Origin of the sequence: Tepidibacter aestuarii (assembly GCF_934924865.1) — a bacterium.
Lineage (GTDB): Bacteria > Bacillota > Clostridia > Peptostreptococcales > Peptostreptococcaceae > Tepidibacter_A > Tepidibacter_A aestuarii.
In genome coordinates, this window is sequence record NZ_OW235315.1 from 2,324,083 (window position 1) to 2,341,519 (window position 17,437).

19 protein-coding genes are annotated in these 17,437 nt (G+C 27.9%); all 19 read right to left on the reverse strand.

The window, feature by feature from the left end:
• Positions 1-259: 259 nt before the first annotated feature.
• Positions 260-1,081, reverse strand: a complete 822-nt coding sequence (locus M2214_RS11505) for a ZIP family metal transporter (protein ID WP_248478156.1) — start codon at positions 1,079-1,081, stop codon at positions 260-262.
• A 96-nt stretch (positions 1,082-1,177) separates the two neighbouring features.
• A complete protein-coding gene (locus tag M2214_RS11510) occupies positions 1,178-2,470 on the reverse strand; it encodes a hypothetical protein (RefSeq protein WP_248478158.1) in 1,293 nt (430 codons plus the stop codon).
• Between the two features lie 41 nt (positions 2,471-2,511).
• The gene (locus M2214_RS11515) at positions 2,512-3,777 is read right to left on the reverse strand and encodes a hypothetical protein (RefSeq protein WP_248478160.1); all 1,266 of its coding nucleotides are present in this window, start codon (positions 3,775-3,777) and stop codon (positions 2,512-2,514) included.
• 217 nt (positions 3,778-3,994) lie between these two features.
• Positions 3,995-4,207 (reverse strand): GNAT family N-acetyltransferase, encoded by a 213-nt coding sequence (locus tag M2214_RS18325; protein WP_330651588.1) that lies wholly within the window; start codon positions 4,205-4,207, stop codon positions 3,995-3,997.
• A 3-nt stretch (positions 4,208-4,210) separates the two neighbouring features.
• Positions 4,211-4,546 (reverse strand): GNAT family protein, encoded by a 336-nt coding sequence (locus tag M2214_RS18330; RefSeq protein WP_330651492.1) that lies wholly within the window; start codon positions 4,544-4,546, stop codon positions 4,211-4,213.
• Between the two features lie 181 nt (positions 4,547-4,727).
• Positions 4,728-5,297 (reverse strand): DUF4825 domain-containing protein, encoded by a 570-nt coding sequence (locus tag M2214_RS11525; RefSeq protein ID WP_248478162.1) that lies wholly within the window; start codon positions 5,295-5,297, stop codon positions 4,728-4,730.
• 16 nt (positions 5,298-5,313) lie between these two features.
• Positions 5,314-6,231, reverse strand: coding sequence for a DUF4097 family beta strand repeat-containing protein (locus tag M2214_RS11530; RefSeq protein WP_248478172.1), 918 nt, complete (start codon positions 6,229-6,231; stop codon positions 5,314-5,316).
• 15 nt (positions 6,232-6,246) lie between these two features.
• Positions 6,247-6,816 (reverse strand): HAAS signaling domain-containing protein, encoded by a 570-nt coding sequence (locus tag M2214_RS11535; protein WP_248478174.1) that lies wholly within the window; start codon positions 6,814-6,816, stop codon positions 6,247-6,249.
• On the reverse strand, positions 6,809-7,132 hold the full coding sequence (locus tag M2214_RS11540) for a PadR family transcriptional regulator (protein ID WP_248478176.1): 324 nt from the start codon (positions 7,130-7,132) through the stop codon (positions 6,809-6,811). The genes M2214_RS11535 and M2214_RS11540 overlap by 8 nt, the downstream gene beginning before the upstream one ends.
• A 124-nt stretch (positions 7,133-7,256) precedes the next feature.
• Positions 7,257-8,195 carry a LiaF transmembrane domain-containing protein gene (locus M2214_RS11545; RefSeq protein WP_248478179.1) on the reverse strand — a complete coding sequence of 313 codons (939 nt, stop codon included), beginning with the start codon at positions 8,193-8,195 and terminating at the stop codon, positions 7,257-7,259.
• Entirely contained in the window at positions 8,195-9,022 is an 828-nt protein-coding gene (locus M2214_RS11550) for an NADPH-dependent FMN reductase family protein (protein WP_248478181.1), read from the reverse strand. Before M2214_RS11550 ends, M2214_RS11545 begins: the two co-directional genes overlap by 1 nt.
• Positions 9,023-9,286: 264 nt before the next feature.
• Positions 9,287-11,323: a DUF6449 domain-containing protein gene (locus M2214_RS11555; RefSeq protein ID WP_248478182.1), complete on the reverse strand. Its 2,037-nt coding sequence runs from the start codon at positions 11,321-11,323 to the stop codon at positions 9,287-9,289.
• Complete coding sequence (locus M2214_RS11560) at positions 11,298-12,194, reverse strand: ABC transporter ATP-binding protein (RefSeq protein WP_248478184.1); 897 nt, start codon at positions 12,192-12,194, stop codon at positions 11,298-11,300. The genes M2214_RS11555 and M2214_RS11560 overlap by 26 nt, the downstream gene beginning before the upstream one ends.
• On the reverse strand, positions 12,169-12,576 hold the full coding sequence (locus M2214_RS11565) for a GntR family transcriptional regulator (protein WP_248478193.1): 408 nt from the start codon (positions 12,574-12,576) through the stop codon (positions 12,169-12,171). Before M2214_RS11565 ends, M2214_RS11560 begins: the two co-directional genes overlap by 26 nt.
• 147 nt (positions 12,577-12,723) lie before the next feature.
• Complete coding sequence (gene rbsB / locus M2214_RS11570) at positions 12,724-13,629, reverse strand: ribose ABC transporter substrate-binding protein RbsB (protein WP_248478194.1); 906 nt, start codon at positions 13,627-13,629, stop codon at positions 12,724-12,726.
• Between the two features lie 49 nt (positions 13,630-13,678).
• Entirely contained in the window at positions 13,679-14,611 is a 933-nt protein-coding gene (gene rbsC / locus M2214_RS11575) for a ribose ABC transporter permease (protein WP_248478197.1), read from the reverse strand.
• A 2-nt stretch (positions 14,612-14,613) separates the two neighbouring features.
• The gene (gene rbsA / locus M2214_RS11580) at positions 14,614-16,107 is read right to left on the reverse strand and encodes a ribose ABC transporter ATP-binding protein RbsA (protein ID WP_248478199.1); all 1,494 of its coding nucleotides are present in this window, start codon (positions 16,105-16,107) and stop codon (positions 14,614-14,616) included.
• 12 nt (positions 16,108-16,119) lie between these two features.
• A complete protein-coding gene (rbsD, locus tag M2214_RS11585) occupies positions 16,120-16,515 on the reverse strand; it encodes a D-ribose pyranase (RefSeq protein WP_248478201.1) in 396 nt (131 codons plus the stop codon).
• Positions 16,515-17,435 carry a ribokinase gene (rbsK, locus tag M2214_RS11590; RefSeq protein WP_248478203.1) on the reverse strand — a complete coding sequence of 307 codons (921 nt, stop codon included), beginning with the start codon at positions 17,433-17,435 and terminating at the stop codon, positions 16,515-16,517. Before rbsK ends, rbsD begins: the two co-directional genes overlap by 1 nt.
• Positions 17,436-17,437: the final 2 nt, after the last annotated feature.

Below are 17,437 nucleotides of genomic sequence, written 5' to 3' on the forward strand. Positions count from 1 at the left end.
TATACTATACTGTCAATAACCGTCAAATAATTGTAGTCCTCGCAATAATTGTAGCACTTTAGATACTATCAGTCTAATAGATATTACCTATTCCTGTATATGTATATATAGTTTTTTTCTATAGTTCTTATTGTTTGTTAAAAAATAAATTTGAAGTAAATGAAATTCCATACTTACAAAATAAAAATAAGGTACTGATGTTTTATATAAAACATCAATACCTTATTATAAATATCATGCATTTAATTTTTGAAATTAATTAACCTAATGCAACATCTAGGATCATCATTACAGCAAAACCAACCATACATCCAACTGTTGCAATGTCCGTTCTTATGTGTTCTTCACCTTGTTGAGCCTCTGGTATTAATTCCTCTACAACAACATAAATCATTGCTCCAGCAGCAAATGCTAATGCATATGGTAATAAAGGACGCATCCCTATAATAGCTACTGCTCCAATAACACCTGCAATAGGTTCAACTATGCCCGATGCCTGTCCATATAAAAATGCTTTCTTACGAGAAAAGCCTTCTCTTCTAAGTGGTATTGAAACCGCAGCACCCTCTGGAAAGTTTTGCAAACCAATTCCTATTGCTAAAGCAACTGCTCCCGCTAATGAAGCTGAAGGTAGTCCATAAGCAACCGCTCCAAAAGCAACTCCAACTGCAAGACCTTCAGGAATATTATGCAGTGTAATAGCTAACACAAGAAGTACACTTCTTTGCCAGCTTGTTTTCACACCTTCTGCTTGAGAAGTATCTTTCCCTATATGCAAATGAGGCAATAACTTGTCTACAGAAAATAAAAAAGCTCCTCCAGCTAAAAAACCAATAGCAGCCGTCAACCAAGCTGTTTGGCCTAATTCTTCTGCCATTTCAATACCTGGCGCTAATAGTGACCAAAAACTAGCTGCAATCATAACCCCTGCTGCAAATCCTAACATACCATTTAATAAATTTTTGTTAATTGTTTTAAAGAAAAACACTAAAGATGCACCAAGTGCTGTAACACCCCAAGTGAATAATGTCCCAATTAGAGCTTGTGTTACTGGTGAGAATTGTGATAACCATTCAAGCATATTTTTTTCCTCCAATACTATTTCATTTAACTTTTGTATTATATATACCCAAAATATTAAATTTAAATAATTTATTATTTTTTCCAAGTATAAGTTTTATATATCACTTACTCTTTCAAAATACATTCTATCACTTTTCCTATAATCTGTTTGTTCTTCAGTATTAGCATCAAAGGTATATGTATATAATTCTTTATTTAATTCAATAAAAACTCTATATTCTAACTTTCCGTCCTTATTTTGTGCTAATATAACATTTTTAATATCACCTTTAGCTAATTTAGATAGTATATATTTCTTTACAACTTTAGGTTCTTCTATATTTACCTTTTTATAATTTAGAGGATCTGATATACGTAGGTCACTAAGATATCCATAACAATTCATTCCAATTTCTATTTTATGTGATTCATCGTATACATTATCTACTTTTCTTATAAAGTTATAGTTTATTGCATATAGCTTTCCTTCACGAAACATTTTTTCCCTTTCATAGCATATATAATCTTTTGGTACTACTATATCTTTAATCTCTCTAGCTTTTTTATCTAAGTTATCCTCTGATAGAACAGCCATTGTTAACTGACTTCTTCTATACATCATAAAAGAACCATCTTTTTTTCCTATACTTATACTATATAAATTTTTATCTTTTCCATCTTCCCATTTATTGTAAAATTCATATTCATCTTCATTATAATCTTCTTCCTCTATTATTGCTGGTTTTTCATTAAATATTTTTTCCAGTACTTCAGTAGTTAATTTTTTGGCTTCTTCTAAGCTGACTTTATGCTCTTCATTTTCTGTTATAGTTTCTGATCTTTTAACCTTATATTCTCTTAATTTACTATACTCTTTCTCGCCAGAAATTTTATTAGCCTCTATTATAAATTCCTTATATATTTTTTTGAGTTTCCCATCGTCTTGATCTACTCTCATCTCATTATCATTTAATACTTTATAATAAGCTTTTATTAACTGCTTATTATATTTATGTACACCTTTTAAATATTCTTCATCCTCTTTATTTAAATTCCCTTTATCTTTTATTTTTATAATATTAAAAGTTATAAAATCTAAACCAAACCAGTTAAAAGGACCATGTTCTATACTATATATTTTTTCTATTTCTCTATCTTGTCTATCTAAAGCAAAAATATACTCAGTATCTATCTTGTAATCTTTTTTAAAATTTCCTTGCATATACATGTCAAATACAACTTCATTTATATCCTCTAATTCAGTTATAGCTTTCTTTAAATCTCTATCCACTCTTTCATAAACATATTTGTTTGAATTACGATTTAGAATAAATAAATTAACGGATATTATTAATAGTACTACACTAGTAATTTGAAGAAATACTTTATTTGAAAACATTTTATTCATTATAGCTACCTCTACTCCCCACAGATAGTTTTTTTATAATCTCAATTATCCAGTACCTTTTTGAAAAACTCTAACTCATCCTGCTCAATCTCTTGGTTTATATCATGTCCAATTCCTTTGTATACGACAAATTGACTTTTATCCAAATTTAGCTCATCAAAAATAGATTTAATTAGTAAATATTTATCAACTAGAATTTTACCATTATACACTCTAAATGATGTTTCCTTTTCTTGTATATCGGTTAAATCTCCATCAGTATATATTGGACTATTATTTTGTCTAATATTTTCAATAATCTTAGGTGATTCAAATTTGTTAAAGTATTCTTTTCCAGTATAAGTAGTTACTTCTCCATTTTCTTCGCTTATTATCCATCCACCTTCATCATCTTCACCTTTATAAATATATCTATAAACCTCATCTATTAAATTAATATCTAATTCTTTACCTGTTATTTTCTCATAATCATAAATTTCTATTGGATAAGGAAGATTTTGACCATTCAATCTTTTATAAGGAACTATATTGTCACATCCTCCAATAACTGCTGCTTTTACAATTTCAGGATGTAAAAATGTAAATCTGTCAGTGAAATCTCCAGATGCAGAAAATCCTGACATAAGGATTTTATTATCAAGTCTGATTCCCTTTTTCAATAAAATATTTTTAGTATAATCAATCATAGCTATAAGTTGTAAATCTAAACGTTTTAATTCATCAATATCTGTAAGTATAGTCGCTCTATCAAGTGCATGAGTGTATATTTCCTGATGAGTTTTAGGTCTTGGGAAAATAGGTATTAACAAAGGTACTTCTAACTCTTTTGCTAATTTAGATTTATGTAATACTAACCCTTTTGCTTCTTCTTTATGAATATCTATATTATCAGAAACTATCCCGGTATTATTAGGTACTACAAGAAGATTATTTTTACTTACTTTATCAGGTATATATAATATGTATTCCCATTGAAAGCCATATGATGGATTGCTTGAAATAATGCTGTAATTATCATTTGGAAAATTATTTACTTTAATAACATTTTTATAACCTAAAACCATAGCACCTGTAAAATTAGAACTATTAATATTTAACTTATATTTTCCTTTTTTTAAGGGTATAGAGTATTCGTTTTTCATTTGACTCGATTTTTTAGTAAAATAAATATTCCCGTCTTCATCTGTTATTCTCAATTCAATATGTCCACTCAAACTCTCCCACCATAGCTTTAGATCCACTTTAGCACCATCATCTATAAAAAAATCTATACTATCATTTTTATTATAAAATGGATGTTGTGTCATAGACCAGGTGTTATATCCATTACAATCAACTTTATTATATCGTTTCAATATTAAACTATATTTTAATATTGTAATAAATATAAAAATGCATATAATAAAAAAAATACATTTCAAATACCTATTTCTCATTATTTTATATCTCCTTAATTTATTAAAGAAACATGTTTGTATAATATATTTCTTATTTTATGACAATCCATTTTTTTGTTTTTAATTGCTATAATTTGTCATTTAGCAAAACCATATGTATATGGTCTTCCCATTTTCCATTTATCTTTAAATATTTTAATGCTAACCCCTCATTATAAAACCCTAATTTTTCAACCACTCTTAAAGATGCTTTATTTTTGGGCATAATGTTTGCTTCAATTCTATGTAGTTTATATTGATTGAAAATAATATCTATACCTTTTTTTATAGCTTCACTTATATATCATTTATTTATTTCATCTTTATCAAGCTTATATCCAAGATAACATGATAAAAAAGCCCCCATAACAATATTGGTAAATGCAATACAACCTATTATCCTTTTATCATCGTCTTTTTTAAAAATCCATAGTCTAAGAGAATCTTTATTTTTTACATTAATTGATTCTTTTTCTAATTGTTGCTGATGACACTCTACTGTATAAAACCCATCACTTTTTATAGGCTCCCATTCTTTTAAAAACTCTTTATTTCTCAAATAATAATCTAAAACCAACTCTGCATGAGTTTTATTTAAAACTTTAAGTACTAAATTTTCAGTTTGATATACTTTTTCCATACTTTAAATCCCCTCCCGGCAAATCTTCTTCATTATAACTTTTTTGATAATATTTGTAAACAATACTCCGAACTTATAAAAATGATTTCTTATATAACAAAATAAGGTATTGATATATATACATCAGTACCTTATTACAAAGTTCATAGATTCCATGGCAAAATAACCAATTTAATTTTTTCTATTCAGCTGTAATTATACTATGATTTTTAAATAAATCTTCTTTTTTTTCACTCGAATCTATAATTTCTTTTTTCCAAACTGAAATATCATTGCTATATTCTCTCAAATCTTTTCCGTAGAAAGTTTCAAGTTCTTTTCTTGTTATACTAAACGATTGTTTATTTGGAGTATCAAGATTGAACTCAACTTCGTCTACATTCTTAACTAATATAAATAATGTAGTAGCATTATTTAAAAATATATTTTTGACACTTTCACTATCCCAAAACTTATTAAAATCTTCTTTTTTTAAATTTGAATTTTTATCTAATCCATAATCTACTTTTATACTATATGGTGTATTATTTGTTTGTAATGAAAACTGTTTTACATACATATTCCCAGGTAAGTTATATAAAATACCACCTACGGCGCTATTATCTCCAACATAAGAATCTCTATATTCTATTAATTTTTCAATATTTATCTTTTTTGTACTATTTACACTCTTATCTTCACTAGATTCACAACCTATTAGTACAGAGAAAGAAAACATCAAAATAATCCCTATAACGAATATTTTTTTCAAATCAAATCACTCCTATTTAATTTTTTAGTATAGTTATATTTCCTGATGAAGTATCTATTTTTATTTTGTTTTTATCATTTCCAACAGTTCCTCTTAAAGTATTATCTTCATGCTTACCTCTTACGACTATAGGAAAATCACATTCTATATTTCCACTAGAACACTCAGCATCTAAATAAAATTTAGAATCATCTGGTAGTCCTATATTTACATTTCCTGAAGAAGTATCTAATTCAATATTATTATCGAATATATTATAATCTACTTCTATTGTTCCAGAAGATGAGTCACCTTTTAAATCCCCTGTAAAATTATTTAGCTCTACAGATCCTGAAGATACATCTATAAATGTAGAATCTGTAACTATACTTTCTCCTATTAATGATCCTGAAGAACTGTCGTATTTTAAATTTTTAATATTTAGATCTTTTAAACTCACGTTTGCTGAACTAACATCTATAAAAAGATTATTTAATGTTAATTCATTTTGGATCTTTATATTTCCAGAAGAAGAATCTATATCTATATTTTCTTTGTAATTTTTAGGAACAGAAACATCAAGCTTTAAATCAGAATTAAATATACTATATGATTTTGGTCTTTTTATAAATATTAGAAGTTCTTTTCCATTTATTTTTGTTTCAAGTTCTGGCTTAAACGTTGCAGTAGCATTTCCATAAAAATGAGCTTTAACATCTTCTCTATCCTCAGGAATTATATTAATATCACAACCTAAAATATCAATAGAAATTTGACTTATCGTATCTATTTTTTCAATTTTCTCTTGATCTAGATTATTATATGTTTCTTTATTTTTGTATGAAATATTAAAGTTACCTTTAAATCCCCCAGTCAAAGATATTATAGTAAACCCTATCCCATAACAAATTAGCATTATAACTAATAAGTATGTGATGATTTTTTTAATACTCATAAAATTCCCTCCCAATTATTTTTTAATAATATCAATGTTATATTTCAAATATTTTGTAGTACCTTTATATGCAATCTTTATTAAATGAATATTAAAAATAAAAAACAATATACCTAAAGCAGTTGTTCCTAGACCTATAAATGCAGCACCTATAGGATTAGCATTAATACTAACATTCCCTCCAAATAAAGGTCCAAATAGTGCACCAATAAACATCCCTATTCCACCAAAAGTCACTCCCAAGGCTGCCCCAAATAATCCTATTAAAATTCCTACCAATCCTATAAAAGGCCCTAAAACAAAAATCAAATTAAATAATCCAAGAGCTATTGTAGCAATAACTGCTTTTACTATATTAGTTGGCGTTGGATTATTTTGTGCGTTTTCAATGACAATATTGGCTTTGTATGATTTAGCTATTTTTTTAGGATCGCCTAATTCTTTTGATATTTCATCTTCTGATTTTCCTCTTCCCAAACCTACACTAAAGTGTTCTTCATAATCATAAAGTATTTCATCTATGTCTTCCTTAGGTAATCCATAAAGTTGATTTTTTAAAATATCTATAAACTCCTTTTTATTCATTTAAATCCTCCTCATTTATAATACTATTAACTCCCTTAACAAAATGATTCCATTCATTTATCAATTCATTTTTTATTTTTTTACCTTCATCTGTTATTTTATAATATTTTCTAGGTGGTCCTTCCGTCGATTCCTTAAGATAGCTTGTAAAATATCCTTCTTTTTGAAGCCTTCTTAATAAAGGATATATTGTTCCTTCAGATATATTTATATATTTTGATATCTTTTCTACTAATTCATATCCATAACAATCATTTTTGCTGAGTAAAACTAGAACACATAATTCTAAAACACCTTTTTTAAACTGAATATTCATGTTTATTCCCTTTCCTGTATAAATTTGGTTTATATATAGTATATTATATGGTATTGTATATTGCAAGGTACTGAATAAAAAATAATTGATAGAAAACAAAAAAAGACTATATTCTTATATAGTCCTAATATAAAGTATTTACTTTAACCTCTTCACATTCCATTATATAAATTTTATTTAACCCTTCTTTAAGTTTAACATTTCCTCTGGTATATCTACTATCTGATTCTTCATCCTGGAAATCATTATTTTTATTCCACTCTACATTTCCTTTTAATCCATTAGAATTTTCCACTGTTGCAAATATATCTAAATTATCATCTAAGTCTACATTTATATCTACATCTAAAGGTCTTTTTATAACCCACTTATTTTTCACAGCATCTCCATTTATATCTATATTCTGATTATTTGCTTCTATTTCAATATTTTTATTTCCCGGTAAAAAGATTGTATATTCAACTCTAGTAACTCCTGGATTTAAATTTTCAGCTTTTGCTAAATCTTCAAATTCTATATATAAATCATCTCCAACTTCTCTTGACTTTATTTTTGAACTATTTATAATATTTTCTGATTTTTCTTTTGAACTTGCTAAAACTGTTGCTTTTCCTGAAACTATAATTTTACTTTTAACCCCCTCTTTTATATTCAATGTTGCATATGTATAGTGTCTTGGGTAATCCACTATCACTTTTTTTATATTGTTATCTATATTAATTTCTTTATCATTAATCAAAGTACTATATTCTTGTCTATTTATACAACTTGACAGCTTTGGCATTATATCAAGTGAAGATATTGTATATGCACCTATGCTAAATATTCCTATTAATATAATCATAAACATGCTTAAAATATCGTACTTTACTTTTGATTGTTCTTCCTTTGAAAAATAAACATGAGCTATAATTTCAAATCCAAGTATTATTAAAACTACAGGCCAAAACTTAAATATGTATTCAGTTATTTCTACTCCCTTTAATAAAGATGTTAATAGAACTAGCCCTAGTATAATAAACATTACACCTGAAGATAGGTTTCCCACTCTCCATCTTCGCATTATATTTCCCCCTCTTTATTTAGATTATATTTTTTACTACCATGAAGAAGCTTTATACCTCCTATTATAAATATAATGCCTACAATCCCTGTTGTTAGATATCTTTTTATTTCATAAATACTTATATATTTTGTAATACCTAAATGCTTAATTAGAGCATCAAATCCATCCACTAGTATATTTTGAAATATTGCTATACAGCCTATAGTAATCAATAAATACCCAAGTATTTTACTTTTATCTTTTATTAAAAATGTATTTTCTTTTAAAGAACTAAATATAGGAATATTTGTATCTTTTAAATTTTCTTCTGATGCTTTATGCATAGCATCAAATAAGCTATAGAACCAAACCATAGGTACTAAAAACATCAAAAAATTAATTTCCAAAAGATCAGTAAGAAAAAATGGTAAGAAAAAAGCTCCCATTAACTGAATACCTTGTCCTTTTAAATTCAGATACATATGTCCTGCTCCTGGAATTATAGATAATGCCATGGCTATAACTTGTTTATTTGGAATCTTACTTCCCCATTCTAGAGCAAATTCTTTATTATAGTCCTCAACATTATTAATATATCCTTTATTTATTTTATCAACTAAAATCATACTATCAACCATACCTATCAGCCATATGATAGGAAATATTATTACTAATGCTTCCCCCTGATATATACCTAAAATTTCAATTGTAAAAAACATTATAAACAAATTAGTAATTAAGCTTACAAAAAATACTGCTCCCCTTTGTATATTATCAAGATATACATAAGACAGTCCTGGTAATATTGATAATAAAAAAGTCAATAATTTGCTTTTTCTATTCATAAAAAGTCCCCCTTTATTTTTTCTTTTTAATACAATCTCCACAAATATTATATACGAAATACAATGCAATTGGAATAATTTGTATATTTTTTTAATTATTTATAAAAACTGCCTCTCCACAGAAATTAATTCCCATTTCGAGGCAGCCCCTATTTTTGAATTATCATGAAATTATAAACTAATCTAAGCCACGCAAATTTCAAAGAATGAGTTTCAAAACTCTGTTGAGGATATGAACATATTAAATAACATAACGCAAATTTTTTATTTAAAAAATTCTTTAATAAAATCAGGAGCGCTGTCTTCATCAAAACTTCCATAAGCTATATTATTTTTATCCTCTGAGTAAAACCCTATAATATACTTTGCGTTTGAATCTAAACGATGATACTCATTTTCATAATTTTTTAAACAGATTTCTATTTTATCATTATCGAATATATCTAATCTCTTTATATTTTTATTATCATGGTTCATATATCTATCATACTGATCTATATGTGTATCATCTTTATCTTTCTTTATTTCAACGGTAGCATAAGCTATTTCCTCTGGAGTAATTCTTGAATTCTTTATATAACCTTTCTCTTCTAGCCATTTTTCAAATTTAACAAAAGATTTATCCCATCTTAAATTTATGCTATTGTCATACTTACCTTCTATCCAATCTTCATCATCTTCTTTTTTATTTTTATCTTCTATTAATGAAATATTTATATCTGCCCAATCTACTTTCTTATCTGTCATATCTTCATATTTTTGATTGCTTATTTCGTCTTTTAAAATAGCTAAACATTCCTTAATATCTTCTTGATCAGTTATAGAAGTTACTTTATTGCTATTTTCTACAGGTCTAATTGTTATTTTTTCAATATCTGAATAATTAGCCTCAAAAATTCTATTGTTTATTTCTTTATACTCTTTAGACTCATAAATTGGCTTTAGATATTTAATATAATCTTCTTTTAAAATATAATATCTTCTTCTTACTTCTCTTCCGCTTTTTAATTTATATGCAATAGCAACAGCTTGATTTGTATTGTCTGTGTCTAAATTCTTATCTTTATTATTTATAATTTCCTTATGAAATTGTTGAATACTATTCCAATTATCTTCATCATAATAGAGTCTTTTCTCTTCAGAATCATTTAATCTATAGAAACTGTTATCAAGGTATATACCTTCTACTTTGCCTAATTCTGGAACATATTTTTCATATCCAATAATATCAAACTTCATTCCTAATAAAAGCAGTATTATTATACCAGCATATATACAATATCCTTTTACATTTTTAAATACTCTTAAAGATTTTTTTATAATGATTTCTGCAGTAAAATATCCTATTACAGACATAATAATATACCAACATAGTACCCAATGAATATTATTTCTTGATCCAGCAAAATACAATCCACCTAATAGCATAGTACAAAATGTTACTCCATACTTGAATATAGGCTTAAAACTTCTAAAAGCAATAGACTGAGATGCTGATTCTAGATTTCTTTTATTATATAAAATTTTTGATACAATATATATAATAACAAAACTTACTATATATATTAACATTGCTTTAACACTCATAAGATCTTCATTTGGTACTAAAGGCGCAATGCTTAATGGAGATAATTTGAATAAATCTCCCCTCAAGTACGAATCACCATCAAATCCATAAATAAAAATTCCCGTATTATAAACTATTAAACCAGTTAAACCTATTGGTAAAAATAAAAATATGTACGTTAATACCCCTTGAGCAGCTGATATTCCTGTAATCATTCCTACAAGAACTGTAAACATAAAAATTAATATACTTAAAATTATAGTTATTCCGCCCCATCTTAGAATATCTACTGTATATACAATATCTTTATAATACCCATTATAAGATAATGTAGAATTCAATATAACACAAGCAATTGTAGTAATAACTACCGGAATTATTAAAAGTAATATACCTACAAAGATATGGCTATTATATAAATTCCCTCTTTTTATAGGAAGAGAGTGAATCATATCTGATGATTTTTTTACATGCATATATCTAAATAATAGAATACCTAGAATAATAGGTATAACCCCTATTAATATTATTGATTGCCCAGTTTCAAAATCAAATATCCTTTTTATTGGATTTTCTCTATAGTATCCATAATTTTCAACTTCACTATTTATCATAAGCATTCCCATTGGTATAGTAAGTAATAGACCTAATAAGTAGACTACTCCTACCCAAGAAAATCTTTTTATATCATTAAATATTACTCCTCTATTAAAAAATGATGTTTTCAATTTCATACCCGATTCCCCCCATTTCGTAAATAAATATTTCTTCTAATGTTAGTGGTAAAACATCTAAAATCTTTGGTTCATACTTTTCTAATGTAGATATTGCATTTTCTCTTTTGCCCCTAACAATTAATAAAACAATACTTCCTCTTTCTTCCTTATAAAGCACATCTATATTATCCAAAATATCTTTTGGTATTTCATCAAAAGCAACTTGTATTTTATGAACATCAGATTTTAAATCATCTAAATCTTTTTGAATTATCATACTTCCTTTGTGAAGTATTCCTATGTGATCACATATATCTTCAAGTTCTCTAAGATTGTGAGAAGAAATAAATACTGTCATTTCTCTTTCTGCTACATCTTGAATAATTAAATTTTTTATTTTTTTTCTCATAACAGGATCTAACCCATCTACTGGCTCATCTAGAATCATAACCTTTGGCATTGTAGATAAGCTAAGCCAAAATGCAACTTGTCTTTGCATACCTTTAGATAAACTATTTATTCTTTTATTAATATCTATATTAAAAACTTGCTCTAATTTTTTAAATCTATCCTCATTCCAATTTGCATAAATTCTTTTATAGAATTTAGACATTTCTTTTATTGTATATTGAGAAAAGAAGTAAAGAGTATCAGGCATAAATATCATGTCTGATTTTATATCTATATTTTCATATACTTCATTATCATCTATGTATACTTCTCCACTGTCTTGTTTATAAATACCTGATAAAAGCTTTAGAAGTGTAGTTTTTCCAGCTCCATTTGAACCTACTAACCCGTATACCGAACCTTTTTCTACACTTAAACTAACATCTTTCAAAGCTTCAAATCCTTCAAAAGATTTACTTACATTCTTTGCTACAATCATTTTCTTCTCCTCCTTTAACTAAATTCTCTGCTTCCGAAATCATATCTATAATTTCATCCTTATTAATTCCTAAATAAATAGCTTCAGATAAATTCTTAACTAATTCCTTTTTTATAGTTGTTAACTTTTCAGAATTTGTAATTTGAGCTGATGACATTACAAAACTTCCTTTCCCTTTTATAGAATATATATATCCTTGTCTTTCTAACTCTCTATATGCTTTTTGAATAGTATTTGGATTAATTGTAAGCTGTTTTGAAAGTGTACGTACTGAAGGTAGTTTTTCATCTACTTTTAGAACCTCACTAATTATAAGTTCTTTAAATTTCTCTACTAGTTGCTCATATATAGGTAATCTGCTTCTTAAGTCTAATTCAAACATTATTACCCTCCTTCCGTTATATCTGTATTATGTGTGTTATCTGTATTATTATATGTAGTACAGTAACAATTATATACTACACTTTTTATTTTGTAAATACACAAAAACAAAAAAAAGAAGGCTAAACACCTTCTTTTCTTAGTATTATTATTCAGTTACTAACTTTAATTCAACAGGTATGAAGTTTTCTACACTCTCACCTTTTATTACTTTATCTGCATTCTCAACACCTAAAGAACCTATTTGATCTGGTTGTTGAGCAACTGTCGCAGCCATTTTTCCTTCTTTTACAGCTGCTACAGCATCATCTGTTGCATCAAATCCTACAACCATAATGTCTTTTCCACTTGTCTCTATAGCTTTTAAAGCTCCTAGAGCCATTTCATCATTATGTGCAAATACTGCCTTTATCTCTGGTTGAGCTTGTAACATATTTTCCATTACTGAAAGTCCTTTTGTTCTATCAAAGTCAGCAGCTTGTTTTGCTACTACTTCTATTTCACTAGTATTTATAGCATCGTTAAAACCTTTTCCTCTATCTCTTGTAGCAGAAGCTCCTGGTATCCCTTCAAGTTCAACCATTTTACCTTTTCCACCTAATTTTTCTACTATATATTCTCCTGCCATTTTTCCACCAGCTACATTATCAGAAGCTATATGTGTTACAACATCTCCACCATTAGCAGCTCTATCTAATGTTATAACTGGAATATTAGCATTGTTTGCAGTTTGAACAGCATTTACTACTGCATCTGAGTCAACAGGATTTATCATTATTAAAGATACTCCTCTTGTAGTTAAATCTTCCATATTTGCAATTTCTTTAGCAGGGTCATTTTGAGAATCAAGTACAACAAGTTCATAACCTAATTCTTTAGCCTTAGCTTCAGCTCCATCTTTTAATGTTACAAAGAATGGATTGTTAAGAGTTGATAATACTAATCCTATTTTCTTTCCACCTTCTTGTCCTGTATCCTCTTGTTGGTTTCCACATCCAGCAAGCATTCCTAAAGTTAAAATAGCAACAAGCAAAATTGAAAATATTTTTTTCATTTATATTTCCTCCCTCTTTAATTTTATATTAAGGTATTCACCATAATATCTATTTTGATTTTCTGTCTAAAAGTACTGCTATTAATATCACTGCACCTTTTGCAATCATTTGATAATAAGAAGATACGTTAAGCAGGTTAAGTGAATTGTTTAATATTCCTATAATCAAAGCCCCAATAACTGTTCCAAGTATACTTCCTTGTCCTCCTGCAAGACTTGTTCCTCCTAAAACTACAGCAGCAATAGCATCTAGTTCATATCCTGAACCAGCATTTGGCTGAGCAGAAAAAAGTCTTGAAGTAACTATAATCCCTGATAATGATGCTAATATTCCACTTATTGTATAAACCCATACCTTTAATTTAGTAGTATTAAGTCCTGACAATCTTGAAGCTTCTTCATTTCCACCTACTGCATATACATACCTACCTAATCTTGTTTGAGTTAATATATAGTAGCATATAGCAAATACTAATATCATAAAATATACAGGTACTGGTATCCCTAATAATTGACCTGCTCCTAATTTAGAAAAAGCCATAGCACCTTTGCTATTTCCTAATCCTATAGGTCTTCCCTCAGTAAAAACTAAAGTAGCTCCTCTAAGTATTGTCATCATTGCAAGAGTTGCAATGAAAGGTTGAATTTTTCCTTTACTTATAATTAATCCACTTAATGCCCCTACTCCTCCTCCTACTGCAAGTGCTATTATAATAGCTAAAAATACATTCATGCCTGAAGCTATTAAACTTGCACAAATAGCTCCCGAAAATGCAAGTATAGAACCTACAGAAAGATCTATTCCTCCAGTTAGTATTACAAATGTCATACCAGCTGCAATAACAGCATTTATGGATGTTTGTTTAAATACATTTAGCATATTTGGTACTGTTAAAAATCTAGGACTCAAAAAGGAAACTATTATAGAAAACACTATAAGTCCTATTATGGATTTAAATTTCATAAGTTTTTCTTTATTCATTATTAAGCCTCCTTTACACCTACTGCACTCTTCATTATCTTTTCTTGAGTTGCATCATTCATACTAAATTCTCCTGTAATTTTACCTTCATGAAGTACCAGTATTCTATCACTCATTCCTAAAATTTCAGGCATTTCTGAAGATATCATTATAATTGCTTTTCCTTGTTTCTTTAATATATTTATAAGATCATAAATTTCCTTTTTAGCTCCTACATCTACTCCTCTAGTAGGTTCATCTAATATTAAAACTTCTGGTTGTGTCATAATAGCTTTTGCAATAGCTACTTTTTGTTGATTTCCTCCACTTAGATTTTTAATTATTTGATCTATACTTGGAGTTTTTATAGACATTTTATTTATATAATCTTTTACATCGCTTCCTTCTTTAGTTTTATCTATCCTCACTAAAGTTGAAATTTTATCTAAAGAAGATATAGTCATATTTTCCTTTACAGAAAGTCCTAGTATTAATCCTTCTGATTTTCTGTCTTCACATACATAAGCTATTCCTTCTTTTAGTCCTTCCTTTGGAGAATTTATACTCACCTTTTTACCATTTATAAAAATGTCACCTGCATCTTTACTTATCGCTCCATATAAAGTTTTTGCAAGTTCTGTTCTTCCAGCTCCCATAAGTCCTGAAATTCCAAGTATTTCTCCTTTTTTGACTTCGAAATTTATATCTTTTACATATTGGTTACTAAGATTACGAACCTTCAATACTGTCTCTCCAGTTGAAGCATGTACTTTTGGAAACTGTTCTGTAAGTTTTCTTCCTACCATCATTTCAATTATTTTATCTTCATCCAAATTAGAAACCTTTTCCTCACCTATATACTTTCCATCTCTTAAAACAGTGATATCATCACATATTTCAAATATTTCCTTTAATCTGTGAGAAATGTAAACGATTGCCTTGTCTTCATTCTTAAGTTCATTTATAACTTTAAACAAGCTTACTGTTTCTTTATCTGTTAAAGCATCTGTAGGCTCATCCATTATTATTATTCTTGCATTCAAAGAAAGAGCTTTTGCTATTTCAACCATTTGCTGTTGTCCTAAACTAAGGTTCCCCAATAGTTCCTTAGGACTTTTATCTACTCTTAACTTCTTCAAAAGTACTTCAGCATCCTTATAAAGCTTTGTCCAATCTATTTTCCCGAATGAATTTAAAGGTTCTCTTCCTAGAAATATATTTTCACCTATCGTTAACTGAGGAATTAAATTAAGCTCTTGATGTATTATTGCTATTCCTTTTTCTTGTGCATCTTTAGGTCCTCTAAGTTCTATTTTCTGTCCTTCATAATACATTTCACCATCATTCTTCTTATATACACCACTTAATATTTTCATTAATGTTGATTTACCTGCTCCATTTTCTCCAAGTAATGCCATTACTTCTCCAGTGTATAACTTCAAATCAACTCCGTCTAAAGCCTTTACACCTGGAAATTCTTTAGTTATGCCTCTCATCTCTAAAATTGGTTTTTTCATATTTTTCACCTCTTAAAAGACTACTCCAGATTTTAATATCACGTTAGCATATGGTGTAAACTCTCCTGTTCTAACTACAGCCATAGAATCTTTTGTTATATTTTTAAATTCTTCATGTTTTACTTTTACTATTTTTATATCACTAAATCTCTTTAATATTTCTTCATATAACTTAGGACTTACCTCTTCCATTTCAGAAGCTACGATAATTTCTTCAACTTTTAATTCTTCTAATACTATGTCTAATGTATCTAAAAATGAAGGAATTCCATTTTTCAGAGCTAAATCTATTCTTTGAGTATTTTGTGGAATAGGAAGACCACTGTCACAAATAGTTAGCATGTCTGTATGTCCCATCTTAGATATGGTATAAGATATTTCGCTGTTGATAAGTTTTCCTTTTTTCATTAGTCATTCACTCCTTTGAAGTTTATAACATCTTCTAAATATGGTAATGAGCTTTGTGCTCCTTCTTTTGTTACACTAAGTGCACCAACTTTTGATGCAAAATCTATAGCCTTATCTATATTTTCTTGATTTGCTAGAGAAACTGCTACTGCTCCTGTAAAACTATCTCCTGCTGCTGTTGTATCTACTGCGTTTACTTTGTATGCTTTATACATCTTGTTCATATCTTTGTTTATATATAAAGCTCCTTTTGATCCTAGAGTAACTATAAGCTCTTTAACTCCTTTATTCATCAGTGCTTTTGCTGCATCTAATATATCTTCATCTTTTTTTATTTCAATTCCACTTAATATTTCAAGTTCTGTTTCATTTGGAGTTAATAGATCTACATTTTTTATTATTTCATCTCCTAATTTAACTGCTGGAGCTGGATTTAATATTGTATATTTATTTAACTTTTTCGACTTTTGAAGTGTATATCTCACTGTATCTATTGGTACTTCAAGTTGAACTACTACTATATCTGATTCTTTTATTACATCTATACAATTATCTATATCATCTTCTTTAAGTTCATAGTTTGCACCTGGAGCAACTACGATACTGTTATCTGCATCTTCATTAACTGTAATCATTGCAACACCTGATGATATATTTTTTTCTTCTTTTACATACTCTACATTTACTTTATCTTTTTTAAGAGAATTTAATAATTCTTTTCCGAATCCATCTTGTCCAACTTTTCCTATCATATTTACTTTTCCATTTAGTCTTGCCATGGCAACAGCTTGATTTGCACCTTTGCCTCCTGGAACTTCTTTAAAATTTGATCCAATTACTGTTTGTCCGACTTTTGGCATTTTCTCTACATTAACAACTAAATCCATATTTAAACTTCCTACTACAGTAATTTTTTTCATAC

Bases quoted from the DNA above. Each gene is read 5' to 3' on its own strand.
- M2214_RS11505 (WP_248478156.1), bottom strand. From the start codon at position 1,081: ATGCTTGAATGGTTATCACAATTCTCACCAGTAACACAAGCTCTAATT.
- M2214_RS11510 (WP_248478158.1), bottom strand. From the start codon at position 2,470: ATGAATAAAATGTTTTCAAATAAAGTATTTCTTCAAATTACTAGTGTA.
- M2214_RS11515 (WP_248478160.1), bottom strand. From the start codon at position 3,777: ATGACACAACATCCATTTTATAATAAAAATGATAGTATAGATTTTTTT.
- M2214_RS18330 (WP_330651492.1), bottom strand. From the start codon at position 4,546: ATGGAAAAAGTATATCAAACTGAAAATTTAGTACTTAAAGTTTTAAAT.
- M2214_RS11530 (WP_248478172.1), bottom strand. From the start codon at position 6,231: ATGAGTATTAAAAAAATCATCACATACTTATTAGTTATAATGCTAATT.
- M2214_RS11535 (WP_248478174.1), bottom strand. From the start codon at position 6,816: ATGAATAAAAAGGAGTTTATAGATATTTTAAAAAATCAACTTTATGGA.
- M2214_RS11540 (WP_248478176.1), bottom strand. From the start codon at position 7,132: ATGAATATTCAGTTTAAAAAAGGTGTTTTAGAATTATGTGTTCTAGTT.
- M2214_RS11545 (WP_248478179.1), bottom strand. From the start codon at position 8,195: ATGCGAAGATGGAGAGTGGGAAACCTATCTTCAGGTGTAATGTTTATT.
- M2214_RS11550 (WP_248478181.1), bottom strand. From the start codon at position 9,022: ATGAATAGAAAAAGCAAATTATTGACTTTTTTATTATCAATATTACCA.
- M2214_RS11555 (WP_248478182.1), bottom strand. From the start codon at position 11,323: ATGAAATTGAAAACATCATTTTTTAATAGAGGAGTAATATTTAATGAT.
- M2214_RS11560 (WP_248478184.1), bottom strand. From the start codon at position 12,194: ATGATTGTAGCAAAGAATGTAAGTAAATCTTTTGAAGGATTTGAAGCT.
- M2214_RS11565 (WP_248478193.1), bottom strand. From the start codon at position 12,576: ATGTTTGAATTAGACTTAAGAAGCAGATTACCTATATATGAGCAACTA.
- rbsB (WP_248478194.1), bottom strand. From the start codon at position 13,629: ATGAAAAAAATATTTTCAATTTTGCTTGTTGCTATTTTAACTTTAGGA.
- rbsC (WP_248478197.1), bottom strand. From the start codon at position 14,611: ATGAATAAAGAAAAACTTATGAAATTTAAATCCATAATAGGACTTATA.
- rbsA (WP_248478199.1), bottom strand. From the start codon at position 16,107: ATGAAAAAACCAATTTTAGAGATGAGAGGCATAACTAAAGAATTTCCA.
- rbsD (WP_248478201.1), bottom strand. From the start codon at position 16,515: ATGAAAAAAGGAAAACTTATCAACAGCGAAATATCTTATACCATATCT.
- rbsK (WP_248478203.1), bottom strand. From the start codon at position 17,435: ATGAAAAAAATTACTGTAGTAGGAAGTTTAAATATGGATTTAGTTGTT.